The 18,069-nt window shown below is 73.2% G+C and carries 20 protein-coding genes; 7 read left to right on the forward strand and 13 right to left on the reverse strand.

All coding sequences use genetic code 11. From position 1 onward, the window contains the following. Positions 1 to 65 precede the first annotated feature (65 nt). The 3 genes from ACFQ79_RS25055 to ACFQ79_RS25065 all read right to left on the reverse strand — a co-directional run bounded on the left by ACFQ79_RS25055 (position 66) and on the right by ACFQ79_RS25065 (position 2,604). Positions 66 to 767 carry a DsbA family protein gene (locus ACFQ79_RS25055; protein WP_383587108.1) on the reverse strand — a complete coding sequence of 234 codons (702 nt, stop codon included), beginning with the start codon at positions 765 to 767 and terminating at the stop codon, positions 66 to 68. Between the two features lie 26 nt (positions 768 to 793). Further along, the gene (locus ACFQ79_RS25060; RefSeq protein WP_383587111.1) at positions 794 to 1,594 is read right to left on the reverse strand and encodes an MBL fold metallo-hydrolase; all 801 of its coding nucleotides are present in this window, start codon (positions 1,592 to 1,594) and stop codon (positions 794 to 796) included. Positions 1,595 to 1,665: 71 nt separating this feature from the next. Then, positions 1,666 to 2,604, reverse strand: coding sequence for a DMT family transporter (locus tag ACFQ79_RS25065; RefSeq protein WP_383587114.1), 939 nt, complete (start codon positions 2,602 to 2,604; stop codon positions 1,666 to 1,668). A 122-nt stretch (positions 2,605 to 2,726) separates the two neighbouring features. Between ACFQ79_RS25065 and ACFQ79_RS25070 the strand changes: the two genes are divergently transcribed. Beyond that, complete coding sequence (locus tag ACFQ79_RS25070; protein WP_383587116.1) at positions 2,727 to 3,389, forward strand: TetR/AcrR family transcriptional regulator; 663 nt, start codon at positions 2,727 to 2,729, stop codon at positions 3,387 to 3,389. Positions 3,390 to 3,449: 60 nt separating this feature from the next. Here ACFQ79_RS25070 and ACFQ79_RS25075 read toward each other — a convergent pair whose 3' ends face one another. From ACFQ79_RS25075 to ACFQ79_RS25090, 4 genes are all read right to left on the reverse strand, one after another. Beyond that, positions 3,450 to 4,124: a TetR family transcriptional regulator gene (locus ACFQ79_RS25075; RefSeq protein WP_383587119.1), complete on the reverse strand. Its 675-nt coding sequence runs from the start codon at positions 4,122 to 4,124 to the stop codon at positions 3,450 to 3,452. Positions 4,125 to 4,337: 213 nt separating this feature from the next. Continuing rightward, positions 4,338 to 5,252: a DMT family transporter gene (locus ACFQ79_RS25080; protein ID WP_383587122.1), complete on the reverse strand. Its 915-nt coding sequence runs from the start codon at positions 5,250 to 5,252 to the stop codon at positions 4,338 to 4,340. 224 nt (positions 5,253 to 5,476) lie between these two features. Then, positions 5,477 to 6,172 carry an ArsR/SmtB family transcription factor gene (locus ACFQ79_RS25085; protein WP_383587125.1) on the reverse strand — a complete coding sequence of 232 codons (696 nt, stop codon included), beginning with the start codon at positions 6,170 to 6,172 and terminating at the stop codon, positions 5,477 to 5,479. Between the two features lie 45 nt (positions 6,173 to 6,217). Continuing rightward, positions 6,218 to 6,898: a TetR/AcrR family transcriptional regulator gene (locus ACFQ79_RS25090; RefSeq protein WP_383587128.1), complete on the reverse strand. Its 681-nt coding sequence runs from the start codon at positions 6,896 to 6,898 to the stop codon at positions 6,218 to 6,220. A 71-nt stretch (positions 6,899 to 6,969) separates the two neighbouring features. Between ACFQ79_RS25090 and ACFQ79_RS25095 the strand changes: the two genes are divergently transcribed. The 3 genes from ACFQ79_RS25095 to ACFQ79_RS25105 all read left to right on the forward strand — a co-directional run bounded on the left by ACFQ79_RS25095 (position 6,970) and on the right by ACFQ79_RS25105 (position 9,228). Further along, the gene (locus ACFQ79_RS25095) at positions 6,970 to 8,121 is read left to right on the forward strand and encodes an acyl-CoA dehydrogenase family protein (RefSeq protein ID WP_383587131.1); all 1,152 of its coding nucleotides are present in this window, start codon (positions 6,970 to 6,972) and stop codon (positions 8,119 to 8,121) included. A 92-nt stretch (positions 8,122 to 8,213) separates the two neighbouring features. Continuing rightward, entirely contained in the window at positions 8,214 to 8,501 is a 288-nt protein-coding gene (locus tag ACFQ79_RS25100; protein WP_073915196.1) for a YiaA/YiaB family inner membrane protein, read from the forward strand. Between the two features lie 100 nt (positions 8,502 to 8,601). Further along, a complete protein-coding gene (locus tag ACFQ79_RS25105) occupies positions 8,602 to 9,228 on the forward strand; it encodes a TetR/AcrR family transcriptional regulator (protein ID WP_383587134.1) in 627 nt (208 codons plus the stop codon). Here ACFQ79_RS25105 and ACFQ79_RS25110 read toward each other — a convergent pair. Further along, the gene (locus ACFQ79_RS25110; RefSeq protein ID WP_319318511.1) at positions 9,219 to 9,680 is read right to left on the reverse strand and encodes a MaoC family dehydratase; all 462 of its coding nucleotides are present in this window, start codon (positions 9,678 to 9,680) and stop codon (positions 9,219 to 9,221) included. The two genes, ACFQ79_RS25105 and ACFQ79_RS25110, sit on opposite strands and share 10 nt — an antisense overlap. Before the next feature lie 124 nt (positions 9,681 to 9,804). On the opposite strand from ACFQ79_RS25110, the gene soxR reads away from it, so the two are divergent. Then, positions 9,805 to 10,287 carry a redox-sensitive transcriptional activator SoxR gene (gene soxR, locus ACFQ79_RS25115; protein ID WP_383587138.1) on the forward strand — a complete coding sequence of 161 codons (483 nt, stop codon included), beginning with the start codon at positions 9,805 to 9,807 and terminating at the stop codon, positions 10,285 to 10,287. A 115-nt stretch (positions 10,288 to 10,402) separates the two neighbouring features. Here soxR and ACFQ79_RS25120 read toward each other — a convergent pair whose 3' ends face one another. The 5 genes from ACFQ79_RS25120 to ACFQ79_RS25140 all read right to left on the reverse strand — a co-directional run bounded on the left by ACFQ79_RS25120 (position 10,403) and on the right by ACFQ79_RS25140 (position 16,342). Further along, positions 10,403 to 11,098, reverse strand: coding sequence for a 3-keto-5-aminohexanoate cleavage protein (locus ACFQ79_RS25120; protein ID WP_383587219.1), 696 nt, complete (start codon positions 11,096 to 11,098; stop codon positions 10,403 to 10,405). Between the two features lie 110 nt (positions 11,099 to 11,208). Further along, complete coding sequence (locus tag ACFQ79_RS25125; RefSeq protein ID WP_383587142.1) at positions 11,209 to 11,823, reverse strand: hypothetical protein; 615 nt, start codon at positions 11,821 to 11,823, stop codon at positions 11,209 to 11,211. Positions 11,824 to 12,037: 214 nt separating this feature from the next. After that, the gene (locus ACFQ79_RS25130; RefSeq protein WP_383587222.1) at positions 12,038 to 13,381 is read right to left on the reverse strand and encodes a serine-threonine protein kinase; all 1,344 of its coding nucleotides are present in this window, start codon (positions 13,379 to 13,381) and stop codon (positions 12,038 to 12,040) included. Between the two features lie 194 nt (positions 13,382 to 13,575). Next, the gene (locus ACFQ79_RS25135; RefSeq protein WP_383587145.1) at positions 13,576 to 14,919 is read right to left on the reverse strand and encodes an erythromycin esterase family protein; all 1,344 of its coding nucleotides are present in this window, start codon (positions 14,917 to 14,919) and stop codon (positions 13,576 to 13,578) included. A gap of 151 nt (positions 14,920 to 15,070) precedes the next feature. After that, on the reverse strand, positions 15,071 to 16,342 hold the full coding sequence (locus ACFQ79_RS25140) for an exo-beta-N-acetylmuramidase NamZ domain-containing protein (protein ID WP_383587148.1): 1,272 nt from the start codon (positions 16,340 to 16,342) through the stop codon (positions 15,071 to 15,073). A gap of 212 nt (positions 16,343 to 16,554) precedes the next feature. Between ACFQ79_RS25140 and ACFQ79_RS25145 the strand changes: the two genes are divergently transcribed. After that, positions 16,555 to 17,331 (forward strand): SDR family oxidoreductase, encoded by a 777-nt coding sequence (locus ACFQ79_RS25145; RefSeq protein WP_383587151.1) that lies wholly within the window; start codon positions 16,555 to 16,557, stop codon positions 17,329 to 17,331. 120 nt (positions 17,332 to 17,451) lie between these two features. After that, a complete protein-coding gene (locus ACFQ79_RS25150; RefSeq protein WP_187622794.1) occupies positions 17,452 to 18,045 on the forward strand; it encodes a TetR/AcrR family transcriptional regulator in 594 nt (197 codons plus the stop codon). Positions 18,046 to 18,069 lie beyond the last annotated feature (24 nt).

An 18,069-nucleotide genomic window follows, 5' to 3' on the forward strand; every position in this document is an offset into this window, starting at 1 on the left:
TTCCTCGTAAAGGAATGCCTGGCCGTCGTTCCGGTGGTGCGGCCGCTTTATTGCGGCGTATTCAACTATTCAGTGGCGGCCTTCAGCAGGATGTCCTCGAACACCTTCGGGTCGTCCGAGCCGATCACCGGCCAGCCGATGCCGTAGGCGCCCTCCCAGTCCACCTCGATGCCGGGATTGGCGTGGTCGGAGCCGTCGGGCAGGAACAGATGGGGGCTGCAGTCCACCCGGTCGCTCGCCGCGAGCACCGCCTGGTCCGCGAGCGACCGGCGCGCCCGCCCGTCGTCCAGGGCCTCGGCGAGGGCGTCGACGTCGACGGCGCCGGTCTCGGCGGCCACGTCAAGGATCACCTTGCGGTGGCTGATGCAGCGCGATTCGGCCCAGAACGCCCGGCGCAGCCCCAGGTCGAGCTGTTCCGAGGCGCGCAGGCTCTGCTCCTTGGCGGCGAGCACCGCCTCCAGGGCGGGCAGGGTCGTCGACGGGTAGAGCCAGTCCTTGGCCTGCCACAGCTGCCAGCCGGCGGCCGGCTCGAGGCTGGCCATCCGGGCGACCTCGCTGTCCGTGCCGGGGCGCGGGCTGGGGGCGTCGTTGAGCAGTTCGAGGGGGAAGGCGCGCAGGTCGAAGGCGACCTGCTCCTCCAGGCCGAGACGGGCCCGGGTGGTGTGCAGCCGGTGGATCGCGATGTGCGCGAAGGAACACCAGATGTCGGAGAAGACGGTGACGACTCCGCGCGGCGGCGTCAGGTCGGCGGTGGTCGGGTCGGACATGGTTCTCCTCGGTTCGTGCGGGGATCTCAGGCGGCGGGGGGCTCGACGGCGTCGAGCGCGGCCTCGAGGTCGAGGTCGGCGCCGGGCAGCCAGGCGGGCAGGGAGGGGATGCGGGCCATCGCCTCGAAGAGCCGCGGTACGGCGGCCTCGCGGACGGTCGGCCCGTGGGCGCTCAGCAGCTTCGCGGGGCGCAGGGCGGCCAGCTCGTGCACCGGCCGGAGGAATTTCGTCTCGTCGACCAGCGCGGTCCACGGGGCTATCGCCCGGTTGAGGACCTCGAAGCCGTGGAAGAATTCCGCCTCCGAAAGGTCGGTGAACTCGTGGCTGATTTCCTCGACGACGGTCCCGAAACTGTCGGAGCTGTAGAGCGTTCCATCGGAATGGTCGAACACGGCGAGGGTTCCGGGTGAATCGAAAGTGGGCGGCCGGTGAAAACTGAGCTCACGGTCGCCGACTTTCACGCGGCTTCCCGGGTTGGCGGTGACGACCCGTTCCTGCGGAATGCTGAACTCTTCCGATATTCGCGTCAGCGATATGGCGTTGGCGAGGACCTTCGCGTTCGGCGCCGCTTCCAGGATCCGGGCGAGGGCGCCGGTGTGGTCGCGGTCGTCGTGGGTGACGACGACCCAGCGCAGATCGGCCGGATCGATCAGCGACCAGAGGGAGTCCAGGAAGCCCTCCCGGTCGACGGGCATGCCGGTGTCCACGAGGACCGGCTGGCCGGACCGGAGGAGGAAGGCGTTCACCGGCTGGTCGCCGAGGCCGGGGATGGGGAGTGCCGAGGGGAGGACGTGGAGGTCCGGCCCGGCGGTGTAGGACGCTTTCATGACACACCTTTCATGGCGCACCGTGCGGGCCGTGGCCCCCGGGTGGGGTCCCGGGGGAGTGCCGGCCTCGGTCAGACGAGCTGGATGGTCAGGGAGCCGGCGATCAGCAGGGCGAGGCCCAGGGCGCGCGGCTTCGTGAGGGAGCGCTGGGGGAGCTTGAAGAGGCCCTTGTGGTCGATCAGGGCCGAGGTGAGCTGCTGCCCGGTCACGGTGAGCGCGATGGTCACCGCGGCCCCGATCTCGGGGATGAGCAGGAAGGTCCCGGTGACGTAGGCGGCGGCGCAGGCGCCACCGAGCCAGCCCCACCAGGGCATCTTCTTCAGCGGGGCGATCTTGGGCTTGGGCGTCTTCCGGGTCGCGTACAGCACGAGCAGGACGACGGCGATGGTGAAGGTCGCCACGGCGAAGCTGATCACGGCGACGGTGACGGGCTGCTTGAGCTGGGCGCGCAGCTGGGCGTTGACCGCGCCCTGCACGGGCAGCACGGCTCCGGCGACGACACCGAGGGCGAGCCAGCCGGCGCGGCCGGCGCTGGACATCTTGGGGGCGCCGGGAGGCGCCGCCGCCTTCATGCCCCGGATGATCACGACGATGCCGGCGAGCACGGCCACGGCGCCGATGACGATCCCGGCGCTCAGGTCCTGCTGCTCGAGACCGAGGAGACCGAAGAGGTCGAGCGCGAGCGAGGCGAACATCTGGCCGGTGACGAAGAGTCCGACGGCGGCGAGGGCGCCGAGCCGTGGGAAGAGCAGGATGCCGCTGGTGATGTAGAGCGGACTGGCGAGTCCGCCGAGCAGCTGCCAGGGCTCGACGTCGGGCAGTTTGCCGAGCGCGCCGAGCGCTCCGGCCGCCACCGCGAGCACGGTCAGCAGACCGGTCGCGACGCCGAGCTGGATGGTCGAGGCGCCGTACGGGGTGCCGACGGCCGAGTTGAGCTGGAGGTTCACCGAGGCCTGGACGGCCAGGAGGCAGCCGACCAGCAGGGCCGCGGCGAGGAGCGCGGTGTGCATCTGGATCTCCCTGGGGCGGGATGGCGAGCGGATAAGTGGACACTGAGTCCGTTTAGCATGCCACGAGACATGGCAAACGGACAAGGTGTCCACTTAGCTCCAGGGGAAGTAAGGTCTGGTCCATGAGCGACGAAGAGCAGCGGGGTCGTGGAGCCGCCTCCGTCCACCGGGTCGGCGGGCTCCTCGGCGATCTTCAGGCCGCGGACGACCAGCCGGTCGCTCCGCGCAGACGCGCGGACGCGGAACGCAACCGTGCCCAGATCCTGGCCGCGGCCGAGCAGCTCTTCGCCCAGCAGGATCCGCGGACGGTCACCATGGACCGGATCGCCAAGGCCGCCGGGGTGGGCCGGGCCACGCTCTACCGGAGCTTCCCCGATCCCTCGTCGGTCGCCGTGGCGCTGCTCGACGAGCACGAGCGCCGGCTCCAGGGGCAGCTCATCTACGGCCCGCCGCCGCTCGGCCCCGGCGCGCCCGCGGGGGAGCGGCTGGCGGCGTTCTACCTGGCGATGCTCGATCTCCTGGAACGGCATCTGCCGCTGGCCCTCGGCGCGGAGACCGGACCCGCGCGCTTCCGGACGGGCGCGTACGGCTTCTGGCGCGTGCACGTCCGCACGCTGCTCGTCGACCACGGGATCCAGGACCCGGATCCGCTCATCGACATCGCGCTCAGCCCGCTGTCACCCGAGCTCTACCAGTTCCAGCGGCATGAACTCGGCCTGTCGACCGAACGGATCGGCCGCTCCCTCGCCGACTTCGCGCGCCAGCTGTTGCGTTCGGGGGCGTGAGGCGGGGCGGCGCGCGGCGCCGGCGGCCCGCCGACGCCGCTCTCCGGGGTGTCCGCGTGGCTATGCGCCGGGCCGTCGCCCCGCCGGGTGGACCAGGCCCGGGAGAATCAACTTCCAGATGCGGTCGAGCCGTTGCTCGGCGGGACCGTGCAGGGCGCCGCTGTCGGCGCTCCTGGGGTCCTCGGTGGGCCAGCACTCGTCGGAGGGACCGTTCGGACAGCGCATCTCCAGCTCGACCCCGGTGATCACATAGCCGATCAGCGCCGCGACCGCCGTCGCGTCCACGCCGGGACGCAGGGCCTTCTCGGCCTCCGCGTAGCGTGCCAGGCGCGCCACCTCGCGCCGCCAGGGGCAGTCCCGGGAGAACCCCGGGTCGGCTAACTGCAGTTCCCGCGCGAGGCGTTCACCGGCCCGCGCCGTCGGATCGGTCTCGAAGAGCCGTATCAGCGCGTGCGTGGCGATCACCAGCTTGTCGATCGCCGTGCCGCCGACGCCCTCCGTGGACAGGCACGCCGACTCGACCGTGATCCGGGTGGCCGCGTGGGCCCGCCCGTGGACCGCGGTCGCGAGCTCCGCCTTCGTCGCGAAGTGGAAGACGAGCGCGCCGGTCGTCACCCTGGCCTCGCCGGCGATCCTGGCGAGCGAGGCCCGCTCGTACCCGTGCCTGTCGAACACCCTCGCGGCCGCCGACAGGATTTCCTGTCTTGTACGTTCCGCCCGCTGCTGAATCGCCATGACTCCCCCGTCGGCTTGCGAGAAGGTGCCGGAGCGTGATGTTCCGGCCCGCGCCTGTGACCGACTCGAAACTATCCGGCCGGGGGGCCATGAAACGTGTCCTCTCGCCCCACCGGCCGAAACTGGGGCTTGACGGGCATCTCCACCCCAGGTCGCGGGCGCACACCCGACGCCGGGGGCGTGTGAAGTGTCCGGAACCGGAGCCATGCCCTGTCAGGTGGATTCAGCCGTTCCGGCACCCGCGGAGGCCCGCGTCCGTGAACGGGATACAGCCACACCCGCGAGGCACAGCGCGCCCCCGGCGAGGGTGAGCAGCCCCGGCAGCTCCCCGAGGAACAGCCATGCCATCAACACCACCAGGGCGGGCACGGCGTACGTCGTCGCGCCCATCCGCCCCGCGGTCGTCCGGGCCAGGGCGTAGGCCCAGGTCGTGAACGCGAGCGCGGTCGGGAACACCCCCAGATAGACCATGTTCAGGGTCGCCGACAGCGGGGCCCGGCCCGCCTCGTCGACCAGCTGCCCGGCGAACGGCAGACAGGCCACCGCCCCCACCAGACACCCGAACGTCGTCACCTGGAGCGCGCTGCCGTGGGCGAGCGCCGGCTTCTGCGCCACGACCCCGCCCGCGTACGCCACCGCCGCCAGGACGCAGAGGAGCACGCCGAGCAGCGAGGCGTGCGCGCCGGAGGAGGCGCGGGACATGGAGAGGCCCACGACCACCGCGCCCGCGAAGGAGACCGCCATGCCCGCGAGCAGCCGCGGCGGCAGGGACTCCTTCAGGAAGCGGGCGCCGAGCAGTGCGATCAGGATCGGCCCGATGTTCACCACCATCGCCGCCGTGCCCGCGTCGACCTCCTGCTCGCCCCAGTTGAGCACCACCATGTACACCCCGAACCAGAGCAGGCCCGAGACCAGGATCCCCCGCCAGGCCGCCCGGGGCGGCAGCCCCTCGCGCCGGATCAGGAGGACGGCTCCCAGGACCAGGGTGCCGGCGAGCAGCCGCCCGAGCGCGAGCGCCCCGGGGGAGTAGGCCTCTCCTGCGCTGCGGATGGAGACGAAGGCGGAGGCCCACAGGACGACCGTGACACCGGCGGCGGCGAGGGCGAGCCGCGAGGATTGCTTCTGCATGGCTCGACCGTAGGACGCGGACCCTTCGGCGCTCACCGCAATATCTCGGGCGGGGGCGGGGGCGGGGGCGGGAGTCGGACCAAGCGCCGGAGCAGGAGCCGGAGTCTGAGCAGGGGCGTGAGCCGGAGCCTGAGTCGGAGTCCGGCCCGCTCCCGCCTCCGGGGCAGGAGCTCGCCCCGCTCCCGCTCCCGCCCGCGGGCCGGGGCCGCCCCGCGGCAGCCGCCTCATCGCAGCTCCTCCGGAGCGATGCCCAGGTTCGTATACAGCGCGCTCTCGCCCCGCCCGGTCACCTTCACGGCCCGCTCGGACCCGATCCGTACGCACCACTCGTCGTCCAGCGCGTGCCGGCACAGCGCGGCGCCCGCCAGCCCCGCGAGGTGCGGCCGGCGCTCGGTCCAGTCGAGACAGCCGCGCGCGACCGGCCGCCGCCCCCGGCGTACGAGAGGGACGCCCAGCTCGTCGAACCAGGCCAGGCCCCGGTCCGTGAGCGCGAAGCCGGTGTCCTGGCGCAGCAGTCCGCGGACCGTCATCGCCTCGGTGATCGCGATGCCGAGCCGCCCGGCGAGATGGTCGTAACAGGTCCGGCCCCGGGCCATCGCCCGCCCGGCGCTCGCGGCGCCCAGCGAGCGGGGCGGCGGGGACACCGCGGGCTCGGACCGGGCGGCCAGGTCCTCGACGAGATGGGCGATCCCCGGGTCGGCGAGGCGCACGTACCGGTGGCGTCCCTGCCGTTCCTCCGTGAGCACCCCGCCGGTGACGAGCTTTCCGAGGTGCTCGCTTGCGGTGGACGGGGCCACGCCCGCGTGCCGGGCGAGTTCCCCGGAGGTCCACGCCCGTCCGTCGAGGAGGGCGAGCAGGAACGCGGCGCGGGTCTCGTCCGCGAAGAGCGCCGCGAGCGCGGCGAGGTCGGTGGCTGCCATGCGTCCAGCGTCCCGCACGCACGGTTCGGCGGTGGCCGAACTGTCCTACGGGGCGGAGGGGCGGGCCGCGGGCCGCGCCGTGGACTCGCGCCCCTGGGCCTCGTACTGGAGCCGCAGCCCGTCGAGCAGCGCGCGCAGGCCCGTGGCGAAGGCGCCCTCGTCGACCTTCTGGCGGTGCTCGGCGAGCCGGTGGGCCTGGCCGAGGTGGGGGTAGTCGGCCGGGTCGTAGGCCGCCTCGTCGTCGACGAAGCCGCGCGCGAAGGAGCCGAGGGCCGAGCCGGTGATGAAGTACCGCATCAGCGCGCCGATGGAGGTGGCCTGGGCCGGTGGCCAGCCCGCGCGGACCATCGCGCCGAAGACGGCGTCCGCGACGCGCAGGCCCGCCGGCCGGCGGCCGGGGCCCTGGGCGAGGACCGGGACGATGTGCGGGTGGTCGGCGAGGGCGGCGCGGTAGGAGACGGCCCAGTCGTGCAGCGCCGTCTGCCAGTCGCGGCCGTCCTCCTCCGCGAACATCGACAGATCGATCTTCGCGCTGACCGCGTCGGCGACGGCGTCGAGGATCTCGTCCTTGGTGCGGAAGTGGTTGTAGAGGGAGGGGCCGCTGACCCCGAGCTCGGCAGCGAGCCGCCTGGTCGAGAGCGCGTCGAGGCCCTCCGCGTCCACGAGCGCGCCCGCCGTCTCGACGATGCGGTCTCGGCTGAGCAGGGGCTTGCGCGGTCGGGCCATGGCGCACATAGTAGGCCTGCACCACGAAAACTAGCAGTGGTAATTAAATGGTCGGGTGAGGTGGGCGCCGCATGAATCTGGAACTCAGCGAGGAGCAGGAAGCCGTACGGCGGCTCGCCGAGGACTTCGTCGCGCGCGAGGTCGTCCCGCACGCCGTCGCGTGGGACCGCGCCGAGGAGGTGGACCGGGCGATCGTGAAGAAGCTCGGCGCCGTCGGCTTCCTCGGACTCACGATCCCGGAGGAGTACGGCGGCTCCGGCGGCGACCACCTCGCGTACTGCCTCGTCACCGAGGAACTCGGCCGCGGCGACTCCTCCGTGCGCGGCATCGTCTCCGTCTCCCTCGGTCTGGTCGCCAAGACCATCGCCGCCTGGGGCGGCGAGGAGCAGAAGCGGGAGTGGCTGCCCCGGCTCGCGTCCGGCGAGGCGCTCGGCTGCTTCGGCCTCACCGAGCCCGGCACCGGATCCGACGCGGGGAACCTCGCCACCCGGGCCGTGCGCGACGGCGACGACTACCGCATCAGCGGCACCAAGATGTTCATCACCAACGGCACCTGGGCCGAGGTCGTGCTGCTCTTCGCCCGTACCAACGACACCCCCGGCCACAAGGGCGTCTCCGCCTTCCTCGTCCCCACCGACACCCCGGGCCTCACCCGTCGCGCCATCCACGGCAAGCTCGGATTGCGCGGCCAGGCGACCGCCGAACTCGTCCTCGAGGACGTCCGCGTTCCCGCCGCCGCGATGCTCGGTCCCGAGGGCAAGGGCTTCACCGTCGCCATGTCCGCCCTCGCCAAGGGCCGGATGTCCGTGGCCGCCGGCTGCGTCGGCATCGCCCAGGCCTCCCTCGACGCGGCCGTCCGGTACGCCGGGGAGCGCGAGCAGTTCGGCAGGCCCATCGCCTCGTACCAGCTCGTGCAGGAACTGATCAGCGACATCGCCGTCGACGTGGACGCCGCCCGGCTGCTCACCTGGCGGGTCGCCGACCTGATCGACCGAGGCCAGGACTTCGCGACCGCCGCCTCCAAGGCGAAGCTGTACGCCTCCGAGGCCGCCGTCCGCTCCGCGAACAACGCCCTCCAGGTCTTCGGCGGATACGGCTACATCGACGAGTACCCGGTCGGGAAGCTCCTCCGGGACGCCCGCGTCATGACCCTGTACGAGGGCACCAGCCAGATCCAGAAACTCATCATCGGCCGGGCACTGACGGGGGTCTCGGCGTTCTGACCCCGTCCGGGCCCGTCGGCCCGCGCTTCTGAGTACCTCGCTGAGTACGCGGACGGATGTGGCACCGGCCACATCCGTCCGATGCTGTGCCCATGAGTGACACACCGGTCAAGCAGCAGAACACCGCCGCCTACTACGCCCAGGCCGTCGCCTCCTTCTCGCTCGCCCTCGGAGCCGTGGCCATCGGCATCTACCAGCTGGAGGCCAGCGCCTGGGTGCGCGCCTTCCTCGCCGTCGCGGTCCTCTACCTCACCACCTCGGCCTTCACGCTCGCCAAGGTCGTCCGCGACCGCCAGGAGGCCGGGCAGATCGTCAGCCGGGTCGACCAGGCGCGTCTCGAGAAGCTGCTCGCCGAGCACGACCCCTTCCAGAAGCTCTGACCGTCCGGCGGGCCCTGAGCTGCCGCTCCCGGTCTCTAAGCGCTTGCTCACCCTCGTTGGTATGGTGTGCGTCCTGACGGGGTCCGAGAGGGAGTGTGGGATGAGCGCGGCGGAGGAGACGCCCGGGGGCGAGGACATGCCCTGGGGCGAGGTCACGCCCGAGGCGGCCCGGCGACTGCTGGTGGCCGCCGTCGAGGCGTTCGCCGAGCGCGGCTACCACGCCACCACCACCCGGGACATCGCCGGCCGCGCGGGGATGAGCCCGGCCGCGCTCTACATCCACTACAAGACCAAGGAAGAGCTGCTCCACCGGATCAGCCGCATCGGTCACGACAAGGCCCTGGAGATCCTCCGGGCCGCGGCCGCCGGCGACGGCACGGCCGCCGAGCGCCTCGCCGACGCCGTGCGCTCCTTCGTCCGCTGGCACGCCGAGCGCCACACCACCGCACGGGTCGTGCAGTACGAGCTCGACGCCCTCGGTCCCGAGCACCGGGCCGAGATCGTGGAACTGCGCCGCCGGTCCGACGCGGCGGTGCGCGGCATCATCGAAGAGGGCGTGGCGGCGGGCGAGTTCGACGTGCCGGACGTCGCGGGCACCACGGTCGCCGTGCTCTCGCTCTGCATCGACGTCTCGCGCTGGTTCAACGCCCAGGGACGCCGGTCGCCCGACGAGGTCGGCGCGCTCTACGCCGACCTCGTCCTCAGGATGGTCGGCGCTCAGAAGTAGTAGCGGGAGACCGACTCGGCGACGCAGACGGGCTTCTCGGCGCCCTCGCGCTCCACCGTCACGGCCGCCGTCACCTGCACACCGCCGCCGGCCTCCTCGACCTTCGTCAGGACGGCCGTGGCGCGCAGTCGCGAGCCGACCGGCACGGGAGCGGGGAAACGCACCTTCTCCGTGCCGTAGTTGAGGCCCATCTTCATGCCCTCGACCCGCAGCACCTGCGGAACGAACAGCGGGAGCAGCGACAGGGTCAGATAGCCGTGCGCGATGGTCGTGCCGAACGGGCCGGTGGCCGCGCGCTCCGGGTCCACGTGGATCCACTGGTGATCGCCGGTCGCCTCGGCGAAGAGGTCGATCCGCTTCTGGTCGATCTCCACCCAGTCGCTGTGCCCCAGCTGCTCGCCGACCCCCGCGCGCAGCTCCTCGGCGGAGGTGAAGATCCTCGGCTCGGCCATGTTCCTGTTCCCTTCTGGTCCGGCATGCCCCACCTGGTACGGCATACCCAACGGTCGGTATCTAAGCGCTTGCTCAGCATGTGGGGTGCGCGGTCCGCTGTCAACGGACCAGTAGGGTCGCGGGGTGCCGCAGATTCCAGAGAAGATCCACGAGCTCACCGTCGGCCAGCTCTCCGCCCGTAGCGGGGCCGCCGTCTCCGCCCTCCACTTCTACGAGGCGAAGGGGCTCATCAGCAGCCGCCGCACCACCGGCAACCAGCGCCGCTACGGCCGCGACACCCTGCGCAGGGTCGCCTTCGTCCGCGCCGCGCAGCGCGTGGGGATCCCGCTGGCGACGATCCGGCAGGCCCTCGCCCAGCTCCCGGAGGAGCGCACGCCCACGAACGAGGACTGGGCCCGGCTCTCGGCGGCCTGGCGCACCGAGCTGGACGAGCGCATCAAGCAGCTCGGCCGGCTCCGCGACCACCTGACGGACTGCATCGGCTGCGGCTGCCTCTCCCTGGAGACCTGCGTGCTGTCCAACCCCGACGACGCCTTCGGCGAGCGGATGGCGGGCTCCCGCCTGCTGCCGGTACGCAATCCCGCCGCGGCCGGCGACGGAGCCTAGGAGCGCCCCGCCGAAGGGCCGGCGCACGGCGTGATCGGCGGCAGCGCCTCCTCGGAGGCGCCTTGCCGATCAGGCCGGGCTCGCGGCTGATCCGGCCTGATCGACAAGACACCCCCTAGGGCCCGTCCGGCGGATCATGGCCGGGGCCCGTGAGGGCCGCGGCGACCAGCTCCGCGTTGGAGCGCGCGCGGGTGCCGTCCGGCAGCCGCACGGTGTCCTCGAGGCCGATCCTGGCGACGAGGCCGAGCCGCCGGGCGAGCCGCAGCACCGGCCAGGCGCAGGCGTCCTCGCCGTGCAGCAACACGGGGACGCCGGGCGGCCGTTCGAGCCCGGACAGGAGGGAGCGCGGGCCTTCCCCGGCCCCGCTCCCGGCCGACGGGTCGGGGAGGTGCGGGAGACACGGGACCTTCACGAGGACCCGTCGTACGCGGGGCGCGAGCGCCGAGCGGGCGAAGCGCTCATGCCCGTCCGTACGGGTCCACAGCCCGGCCTCGACCCCGATCCCGCGCTCCAGGAGCGCCGCCGCCGTCTCCTCCGCCCCCGGCTCGTGCCAGTCGACCGACACCAGGTCGGGCAGCACCTCCCAGGACCGGATCCGCTCCACCCGGCGCCCCGCGTCGGGCTCGGCGGCCGCGGCGGTCGTGACCCGCACCCCCCGGCCCACCGCCGCCCGGACCGAGGTCAGGACGGGTCCCAGCACCCGGGGCGAGAGCGACGTGCCCCCGCACGGCGTCCGGGGATGCACCCGCACCTCCCCGGCGCCCGCCGCCACCGCCCGCGCCGCGGACTCCGCGAGCGCGTCGGGCGACATCGGCACCGCCGCCGAATCCCCGGGCCCCCGTGTCCCGTTGAGGCAGACCTGCAGCACCGGGGCCCCCGGTGGAGACGGCGGTACCCGCGGTACGCCGGCTCCCGGCGGACTCACGCCGCCGACGCCAGCGAGCTGCTCCGCTCCCCGCGGGCGCGGGCCAGCACCCCCGAGGTGAGGACCGCGCGCGGCACACCCACCCCGCAGTCCCCGCAGACCGGGCCGAGCCACGGCTCGTACGAGTCCCCGGGACCGGCCCATTCGATGCGCGGCCCCGCGCACACCGGGCACCGCTCGCCCGGGTCGCTCTCCAGGGCGGTGATCAGCCGCCGCAGCACCTCGGGCAGCGGTTCCGACGGATGCACGGCAGGATCGCCGCACCGCACCACGCCGTTGCCGCCCCAGACCCGCCGGTGCCAGTCGTCGAGGGCGCCGAGCCTGCGCAGCCCCTCCTGCTTCTCACGCCGCCGCCGGGCGGCGAACTCCTCCTCGTACGCGAGCCACACGGCCCGCGCCTCCTCCAGCTCGTCGAGCGCGGCGATCAGCCGCCCGGGGTCGAGCTCCCGGTCCTCGGGTCCGAACCTGTGCCTGCGGCACAAGTGGTCCCACGTAGCCCGGTGCCCGTACGGCGCGAACCGCTCCAGACACTTGCGCAGCGAGTACCTGCGCAGGGCCGTGTCGCACCCCGGATCGCGCACCTGTCTCGCGAGACTCCGGAAACCGGCCATCTCCCGCCACCTCCGTCGCTGGTCGTTCCGCGATATCAGAGGGACGAACGAGCGCCCCGTCGTGTTCCATCGAAATTCGGATGGCAGCCATCAGCGAGGGCCGAGAGGCCTCCGAGGAAGGGCGGAACGGAAGAGTCCGGCGAGGCGCGCAGGAGCCCCGCGCGATGGGACGGTGAGGTCCCGAGGAGGTGCGTGGAGCCGCTCGTACCCCCTTCTACCTGCCCGTCCGTGCCGCCGACACCACCACTTGGGCCAGTTCCCACCGGCAGATGTCGCTGTGGGAGCGGACCACGTCCGCCGTGTCGACGCTCACGCAGCCCGAAGCCGGCACTCCCTCGCGCAGCACCGTCGCCAGCGGCCGCACGACCGTCCCGGGCACCGCCTGGACGCCGTCGTGCCCGATCGCCGCCCAGCGCGGGTCGTCCGCACCGAGCAGACCGGCTGCCCGGGTCAGCGACGCCGAGTCTCCCGCGAGCCGGGACGCCAGCGGGTAGAACACACCGAGCGCCGTGTCGTGCCGCGAGTAGCAGGCCACCACGGGCCCGCGGACCCGGTTCTGCAGGTCCCGGAGCGAGCCGGGGCGCCCGGGGTCGTGCGGCAGCCGGGCCGCGAAGGCGTAGTGCGAGAAGGCACCCTGGAGGAGGGTCACGGAGGCGACCGGACGGGCCCGCGACGGCAGCCCCTTCAGCGCGTACGCGACGAGCCGGGCGCCCATGCTGTGGCCGACCAGGTGGACGCGGAGGCGGGGGGCGGCGCGGGCGACCTCGCCGAGCAGCGGCCCGAGGCCGAACTCGCCGACGTGGCCGGCCCGTTTCTTCATCACGTAGTACGTGGCCTGCCGCAGGACCTCCCGGGCCCCCTTCCAGTACCGCTTGAGCCCCTCCCCGAAGCCCTCGGCGGAGCCGCGGCCCTCCGCGGAGCCGAAGCCCTCAGCGGAGCCGAAGCCCTCCACGGGACCAACACCCCGCCCGGCGTCCTGCCCGGAGTCCCGCGCGGCGTCCTCCGCCCGGCCGGTGTCCGTCCGGCCGGTGTCCGCCTCCAGCGCCTCGGTGAACAGGGCGCACACCTCCAGCGGGTCCGCGACCAGGAACTCCGGCACCGGCTCCCGGGGCCCGGTGCCGGTGGCGCCCGCCCGCCCGTCCCCGTCGACGGCCACGTCCGTCAGCTCCCGCAGCAGCGTGCCGAACTCGGCGAAGGCCGCCTCGTCCGCGGGCGCCGTCACGAGGAGTTCGGTGAGCCGGTCGAGGACCGGCTCCTTCTCCGGGAGGACCGTCACGAGGGCCCGGTAGTCGGGGACCGGCTCGCCGGTGAACATCATCGACGGCCAGATCACGCCCGCGTACCCGGCCTCGACGCCGGGGGCGAGCAGACCGGGGAAGGGCTCGAAGAAGTCGGAGCAGAGCCGGGTGGCGCCGGCCGGGGAGCTGTTCCACCCGTGCGCGAACACCACCAGGTCGGTGAGGCCCTGCCGGGCCAGCGCGGCGAGGGCCGCGGGCTGCCCCGCGGGCCCGTCGCCCTCCTTGTCGAAGGTGATCTCCCGGTACGGCTCCACACTCATCCCGGTCACGGCCCGACCCGTCCCTCTCCGTCGAGGTGGCCGTCGCACCCGGACGCGCCAAGCGCGGGCGGCGGCTCAAGGGCCAGCATGCCCGCGCGTGGCCCCGGCCAGACCTCGACCGGGAGGCGTACCTTTTCGGACGGACCGTGGCCGACTCCCGTACTGCCACGGCCGGCCCACCCGCACCTCCCGCCTCAGCGGATGCGCGCCGCCGTGATCCGGGGGAAGTGGATCAGCAGGTCGTACGCGGTGGAGAGGCGCGCCTCGTGCACGGTGTCCGGCCAGGGGTACGCCGTTCCGATGCCCCGGGTCGGCCGGGGGGTGCCGAGCCAGTCGCGCGCGGCCGGTGTCGCGTGCCGCAGGTCCAGGTAGAACGCGGCGGGCGAGACCCGGTCCAGGGTGTGGGCGCCGCTGTCCGGGCCGAGCGTGCCGAGGGTGAAGGGCCGCAGCGGCTCGCCGGGAGCCTCGGTGTCGTGGGCGTTGAACGATCCCTGTCCGAAGGAGGCGCCGACGCTGACGTAGTCCCGGCCGAGCGCGTCCCGCAGGAAGGCGCCCTGGATCCGCGGGTACTGGTCCGGCTTCGGGGTCTCGTAGCCGACGTGCCCGTTGTGCGCGGAGAGCACGATCCGGTCGCCGGTCTGCCGCTGCCACCACACGGTGTTCTCGGCCATGACCCGGTCGCGGTAGAGCATGGCCTGGGCGATCCCCGCGTCCGTGAACATGTCGTGGGCGTACTCGGTGCCGACCTGGGCGATGGCCCGGGCGTGCTGCACCGCCCACTGGGCCGCCTCACGCGCGCGGGGGTCCTTCGCGGGCCGCTGCCGCTCCAGGAGGGCGAGCGCCGTGTTCACGTCGGCGGCCATCCGCTGCCGCTCGGGGCGCGGCTTGGTCATGTACCCCTTCATCCAGGCCTCGACCCCGCCCGTGGGGCGCGAACCGCTGTACAGCTCCTGGAAGCGGGGGAGGAGCGCGGGATGGGTGCGGGCCACGTACGAGGTCACGCGGTCGAAGAGGTTCGCGCCCGCGTAGCCGAGGTCGTTGCCCATGAAGCGGACCTGGTGGTCGGGGTGGAGCTGGTTGTGCCGTCGCATCCAGCGGAAGAGGTCGAGGTACTCCTCGGTGTTCCAGAGCCGGTACGACTCCTGGAACTCGTCCCGCATGATCGCCCGGATGTCGCCGCGGCCGGTGCGCACCCACTCGTCGACGAGCAGCCCGGTGGACCAGTTGGCCTCCAGGGCGAAGGTGGTGAAGCCCTTGCGCTCCACCAGGTGCTCGAAGATCCGGTGCTTGGCCGTGAAGAACTCCGCCGAGCTGTGCGTGGCCTCGCCGACGCCGACGACCTTGGCCGAGCCGATCATCCGGTCGAGCGGCCGGAGATCGGTGAACGGCGCGGCCGTCCGGGCGAGTTCACGCGCGGGATCGGGAGCGGCCGGTGCGCCGGCGGCCCCGGCGGCGGGTGCCAGGGAGCCGAGGCAGGCGGCCAGGAGGAGTCCGACGAGGGGCAGTCGGCGTCGTAAGGAGGAGCCGGAAGGGTTCATGCGTCAAGCCTGGTCGGCGGGCCGTTGCCGGGACATCCCGCCCGCACCCGTGTCGATCATGGGGACAACCCCACCCCGCCCGCCGCGCCGTTCGACCCGCCCCGCCCCGCCTGCCGCGCCGTCCGACCCGCCGGCTCCGGGCCGGCCGGCCTCAGCGGTACAGCAGATACTCCTTCCGCACCGCCCGGAAGGCCGCCAGGTCCGCCTGCCACGCCCCGACCACCTCGTCCACCCCGGCGCCCGCGTCGATCAGCGTCCGTACCCGCGTCGAGCCCGTCAGCTTGTCGATCCAGTTGTCCGCCCGCCAGGCGAAGCCGGACCACGCGCTCCGGGCGGTGACCAGGAGCCCGATCCCGGCCCGTACCGGATCGAAGGACTCCCGGTCGTGGACGTGCAGCTGCACGCCGCCCACGGTCTTCCCCTGGAACTTGGAGAAGGTCGGCGCGAAGTACGCCTCGCGGAACCGGACGCCGGGCAGGCCGAGCGCGTTCGCGGCCTCCGCCCACCGCCGGTCGATCCCCTCCGCGCCGAGGAGTTCGAAGGGGCGGGTGGTGCCCCGGCCCTCGGAGAGGTTCGTCCCCTCGAAGAGGCAGGTGCCGGAGTAGACGAGCGCGGTCTCCGGCGTCGGCATGTTGGGGCTGGGCGGCACCCAGGGCAGCCCGGTCGCGTCGAAGAAGTCCGTCCGCCGCCAGCCCGTCATCCGCACGGTCTCCAGGGCGACCGGCGTCGCGAGGAACTCCTCGTTGAAGAGCCGGGCCAGCTCGGCCACCGTCATGCCGTGCGCCTGCGCGATCGGCTCGCGGCCGACGAAGGTGGCGAACGCCCGGTCCAGGACGGGGCCCAGCGCCGCCCGCCCGGTCACCGGGTTCGGCCGGTCCAGGACGACGAACCTCTTCCCGGCGAGCGCGGCGGCCGCCATGCAGTCGTACAGCGTCCAGATGTAGGTGTAGAAGCGGGCGCCCGCGTCCTGGATGTCGAAGACGACGGTGTCCACGCCGGAGGCGGTGAAGACGTCCGCGAGCGGCTGCCCGCTCTTCAGGTACGTGTCGTAGACGGGCAGCCCGGTCGCCGGGTCGTCGTACCGCCCCTCGGAGCCGCCCGCCTGCGCGGTGCCCCGGAAACCGTGCTCCGGGCCGAAGACGGCCACCAGGTCCACCCGCTCGTCGGCGTGCATCACGTCGACGACGTGCCGGGCGTCCCGGGTGATGCCGGTCGGGTTGGTGACGACGCCGACCCGCTCCCCGGCGAGCTGCGCGTACCCGTCGGCGGCGAGGCGCTCGAATCCGGTCCGTACGCGCGCGTGTCCGTGTGCCCGCCCCTCCGCCGGGGTGCCGGGTGCGCCGGCCGAAGCGGTCGGCGCGGTGGCCGCCACCGCCCCGAGGGCGCCCCCGGCGGCCAGCAGACTCCGTCGCGACAGGCCCATGCGAAACCTCCTCGATCGCCGTCCCCGGCCGGGGCGCGTGACATGGGCACGCACGCTAGCGGTCCTGACCGCCCACGGGAACGAGGCAAGCGGCCGACACTCTTCCGTCTTTCCATACCGACTGGTTAGTCTGTCCGCGTCCCACGGGTCACAGGTCATCACCGGCCACAGGTCATCACCGGCCACGGGCCGTCGAGCGGAGAGGTGGGTCCATGAGCGAGGGCACGAACCAGGTCGAGGGCGCCGGAGTCGTCGTCACGGGAGCGGGCGGCGGCATCGGTGCCGCCCTCGCGCGCCGGTTCGCGGCCGAGGGGGCCCGGGTCGTCGTCAACGACCTCGACCCCGTCCGCACCAAGGCGGTCGCCGAGGAGATCGGCGGTCTCGCCGTCCCCGGTGACGCCTCCGCCGTCGTCGACGAGGCCCGCGAGGCCCTCGGCGGCACCGTCGACATCTGGTGCGCGAACGCCGGCCTCTCCTCGCCCGGCGACGCCTTCGCCGACGAGGACGTCTGGGCCGCCGCCTGGGACGTCAACGTCATGGCCCACGTCCGCGCGGCCCGCGCCCTGCTCCCCGACTGGCTGGAGCGCGGCAGCGGCCGCTTCGTGTCCACGGTCTCCGCCGCCGGACTGCTCACCATGATCGGCGCGGCGCCGTACAGCGTCTCCAAGCACGGCGCGTACGCCTTCGCCGAATGGCTCTCCCTCACCTACCGGCACCGCGGACTCGCCGTCCACGCCATCTGCCCGCAGGGCGTCCGTACGGACATGCTCACGGCCGCCGGAACGGCCGGCGAACTCGTCCTCGCCCCCACCGCCATCGAGCCCGAGGACGTCGCCGACGCCCTCCTCGACGCGATCTCCGCCGACCGCTTCCTCGTCCTGCCGCACCCCGAGGTGGCCGGTTACTACCGCAACCGGGCCACCGACCCGGAGCGCTGGCTCGGCACCATGAACCACGTCCAGCAGACCTGGGAGACGGGTACGCGCTAGCCCGGCCCGATCGGATGCGAAGATCTACCGGCGGGAACGTGTTCCCCTGACCGAAAAGCATCATCGAGAACGACCATCGAGTACGACCACCGAGAACGACCACCAGGAAGGCGGCGGAGCATGGCCAGGACGACGGACGGGAGCGGCGCACCCGTCCCCCAGAGGCTCCTCGCCGCCGCCACCCGGCTCTTCGCGGAGCAGGGGTACGACCGCACCTCCGTCCAGGAGATCGTCGAGGCCGCCGGGGTCACCAAGGGCGCGCTCTACCACTACTTCGGCTCCAAAGAGGACCTCCTCCAGGAGGTCTACTCCCGCGTCCTCCGCCTCCAGCAGGAGCGCCTCGACGCCTTCGCGGACGCCGACGCGCCCATCGGGGACCGGCTGCGCGACGCCGCCGCCGACGTCGTCGTCACCACCATCGAGAACCTCGACGACGCCGCCATCTTCTTCCGCTCCATGCACCACCTCAGCCCGGAGAAGAACAAGCAGGTCAGGTCGGAGCGGCGCCGCTACCACGAGCGGTTCCGCGCCCTGATCGAGGAGGGGCAGCGGACCGGGGTGTTCTCCTCGGCGACCCCCGCCGACCTGGTCGTCGACTACCACTTCGGCTCGGTGCACCACCTCTCCACCTGGTACCGCCCGGACGGCCCGCTCACCCCCGAGCAGGTCGCCGGCCACCTCGCCGACCTGCTGCTCCGGGCCCTGCGGCCCTGACGGCCCCTTCGGGTATAACTGGCC

Source organism: Streptomyces sp. NPDC056480, from assembly GCF_042795405.1.
Classification (GTDB): Bacteria; Actinomycetota; Actinomycetes; order Streptomycetales; family Streptomycetaceae; genus Streptomyces.

Coding starts and splice junctions, on each gene's coding strand:
- ACFQ79_RS25095 (WP_383587131.1), top strand. CDS start 6,970: ATGAATCTGGAACTCAGCGAGGAGCAGGAAGCCGTACGGCGGCTCGCC.
- ACFQ79_RS25120 (WP_383587219.1), bottom strand. CDS start 11,098: ATGTCGCCCGACGCGCTCGCGGAGTCCGCGGCGCGGGCGGTGGCGGCG.
- ACFQ79_RS25060 (WP_383587111.1), bottom strand. CDS start 1,594: ATGAAAGCGTCCTACACCGCCGGGCCGGACCTCCACGTCCTCCCCTCG.
- ACFQ79_RS25105 (WP_383587134.1), top strand. CDS start 8,602: ATGAGCGCGGCGGAGGAGACGCCCGGGGGCGAGGACATGCCCTGGGGC.
- ACFQ79_RS25065 (WP_383587114.1), bottom strand. CDS start 2,604: ATGCACACCGCGCTCCTCGCCGCGGCCCTGCTGGTCGGCTGCCTCCTG.
- ACFQ79_RS25090 (WP_383587128.1), bottom strand. CDS start 6,898: ATGGCCCGACCGCGCAAGCCCCTGCTCAGCCGAGACCGCATCGTCGAG.
- ACFQ79_RS25080 (WP_383587122.1), bottom strand. CDS start 5,252: ATGCAGAAGCAATCCTCGCGGCTCGCCCTCGCCGCCGCCGGTGTCACG.
- ACFQ79_RS25085 (WP_383587125.1), bottom strand. CDS start 6,172: ATGGCAGCCACCGACCTCGCCGCGCTCGCGGCGCTCTTCGCGGACGAG.
- ACFQ79_RS25135 (WP_383587145.1), bottom strand. CDS start 14,919: ATGAACCCTTCCGGCTCCTCCTTACGACGCCGACTGCCCCTCGTCGGA.
- ACFQ79_RS25055 (WP_383587108.1), bottom strand. CDS start 767: ATGTCCGACCCGACCACCGCCGACCTGACGCCGCCGCGCGGAGTCGTC.
- ACFQ79_RS25070 (WP_383587116.1), top strand. CDS start 2,727: ATGAGCGACGAAGAGCAGCGGGGTCGTGGAGCCGCCTCCGTCCACCGG.
- ACFQ79_RS25100 (WP_073915196.1), top strand. CDS start 8,214: ATGAGTGACACACCGGTCAAGCAGCAGAACACCGCCGCCTACTACGCC.
- ACFQ79_RS25110 (WP_319318511.1), bottom strand. CDS start 9,680: ATGGCCGAGCCGAGGATCTTCACCTCCGCCGAGGAGCTGCGCGCGGGG.
- ACFQ79_RS25145 (WP_383587151.1), top strand. CDS start 16,555: ATGAGCGAGGGCACGAACCAGGTCGAGGGCGCCGGAGTCGTCGTCACG.
- ACFQ79_RS25150 (WP_187622794.1), top strand. CDS start 17,452: ATGGCCAGGACGACGGACGGGAGCGGCGCACCCGTCCCCCAGAGGCTC.
- ACFQ79_RS25075 (WP_383587119.1), bottom strand. CDS start 4,124: ATGGCGATTCAGCAGCGGGCGGAACGTACAAGACAGGAAATCCTGTCG.
- ACFQ79_RS25130 (WP_383587222.1), bottom strand. CDS start 13,381: ATGAGTGTGGAGCCGTACCGGGAGATCACCTTCGACAAGGAGGGCGAC.
- ACFQ79_RS25125 (WP_383587142.1), bottom strand. CDS start 11,823: ATGGCCGGTTTCCGGAGTCTCGCGAGACAGGTGCGCGATCCGGGGTGC.
- ACFQ79_RS25140 (WP_383587148.1), bottom strand. CDS start 16,342: ATGGGCCTGTCGCGACGGAGTCTGCTGGCCGCCGGGGGCGCCCTCGGG.